The organism is Ligilactobacillus sp. (assembly GCF_036846325.1).
Lineage (GTDB): Bacteria > Bacillota > Bacilli > Lactobacillales > Lactobacillaceae > Ligilactobacillus.
On record NZ_DAIUCE010000178.1, the window covers coordinates 1 to 1,965 of the forward strand.

At 52.7% G+C, this 1,965-nt stretch carries 3 protein-coding genes; all 3 read right to left on the reverse strand.

All coding sequences use genetic code 11. The features are described from left to right. A partial coding sequence (gene rfbC, locus V7Z60_RS09915; protein WP_334117647.1) for a dTDP-4-dehydrorhamnose 3,5-epimerase occupies positions 1-594 on the reverse strand: 594 nt, incomplete at its 3' end. A gap of 13 nt (positions 595-607) precedes the next feature. Further along, a complete protein-coding gene (gene rfbD / locus V7Z60_RS09920; protein ID WP_334117648.1) occupies positions 608-1,522 on the reverse strand; it encodes a dTDP-4-dehydrorhamnose reductase in 915 nt (304 codons plus the stop codon). 23 nt (positions 1,523-1,545) lie between these two features. Beyond that, positions 1,546-1,965: dTDP-glucose 4,6-dehydratase (locus tag V7Z60_RS09925; protein ID WP_334117649.1), on the reverse strand; the 420-nt coding region annotated here is incomplete at its 5' end.

Genomic DNA, 1,965 nt, shown 5'->3' on the forward strand with positions numbered 1-1,965 from the left:
GTCCTTGAACCCAAGCCACTTCTGATCCTTGTCGGACAACGTGATCTTCGTGCCGTCCTCAAGCGTGTAGCCTTCAGCTGACGGAGTGCCCTTGTATTCGCCCTTCAGTTCCGGCCATTCGATGCCGATTTCAGGATCGTTCCAGGCCATGCCGCCTTCATCGTTCGGATGCCAGAAATCGTTGACCTTGTAACAGAATTCCGCTTCATCGCTCAGAACAAGGAAACCGTGTGCGAATCCTTCCGGAATCAGAAACTGCTTCTTGTTCTCAGCTGAAAGCGTCACGCCGTACCACTTGCCGTATGTCTTCGAATCCTGACGCAGGTCGACGACGGCGTCAAACACCGTGCCGCGGACTGCACGCACAAGCTTGCACTGCGGGAAGTGCTTCTGGAAGTGAAGTCCGCGCAGCACGCCCTTTGTGGACATTGACTGGTTGTCCTGCACGAACTTGACGTCGATGCCCGCCTCCTTCATGTCGTTTTCGTTGTATGTCTCCATGAAGTATCCGCGGTCGTCACCGTGGACTGCCGGCGTGATGACGCAAAGGCCTTCGATTCCGCCGACGTTTTTCTCAACATTGATCTGTCCCATTTGAATTACCTCTTTAGTATTCTATTTCCCTTAAGTAACGCGACAACGCATCCTGCCATGTCGGCAGCGGTTCAAATCCGTTTTCTTTGAGCTTGCTCTTGTCCAAGCGGCTGTTGAACGGACGCGCGGCTTTTGAAAGGCCGTACTCTTCGGTCGTCACAGGGATGACCTTCGTCTTGTAGCCGGCCTGCTTGAAGATTTCGCACGCAAAGTCATACCATGAAATATAGCCGCCCTCATTCGTTGCGTGATAATATCCGTACTTGTCCGTTTCAATCATGTCGACCAGAAGGCGTGCAAGATCGTAGGTGTAGGTCGGAGTTCCGATCTGATCCGACACGACTTTCAGCGTATCGTGCGTCTTCGCAACGTTCAGCATCGTCTTGATGAAGTTCCTGCCGTTGACCCCGAAGACCCAGGCAATGCGCACGATGAAGTACTTGTCCAGATTTCGGCTTACCGCAAGCTCGCCTTCGAGCTTGGTCTGACCGTAGACGTTCAGCGGCTTGTAGTCCTTGCAGTCGGGTTCCCAAGGCTCCGTGCCCTGACCGTCGAAGACGTAGTCCGTTGAGATGTAGACCATCTTGCAGTCAAGCTTCCTGCAGACTAGAGCGATGTTTTCGGTTCCCTTTGCGTTGACCTGACGCACGAGCTCGACCTTGTCGTCATCTTCTGCCATGTCGACGGCCGTCCATGCGGCACAGTGAATCACGACGTCAGGATTAATATCCGTGATTGTCCTTTCAACTGTCTCCTTGTCCGTAATATCCATTGAGACATAAGGAGCTTCCGTCACGAACGTCCCGTCCTTAGCTCCGGCATATTCAGGCGCAATGTCTGAACCGATGCCCTCGTATCCGCGTTTATTGAGTTCGTTCATTACGTCGTGTCCGAGCTGTCCGGACACGCCCGTTACAAAAACTTTCATACTGTTCTAAATCTCCTTGCAAATCAGCGGTTTTCGTACATTTTCTTATAGTAGTTCTGGTATTCGCCGGAAACGATGTCTTCCCACCAGTCCTTGTTGTCAAGGTACCATTGGATCGTCTTCTTGATGCCGTCCGCAAACATCGTCTCGGGTTCCCAGCCGAGCTCGTCATGAATCTTCGTCGGATCAATCGCATAGCGGCGGTCATGACCCTTGCGGTCGGCAACGTGTGTAATCAGACTTTCAGGCTTGCCGAGCTGTTCGCAGATGATCTTGACGATGTCGATGTTTCTCATTTCGTTATGGCCGCCGACGTTGTACACTTCTCCGACGCGTCCTTTGTGGATGATCAGATCGATCGCGCGACAGTGATCTTCAACGTAAAGCCAGTCGCGAACGTTGAGGCCTTCGCCGTAAACCGGAAGCGGCTTGTCGTTCAAGGC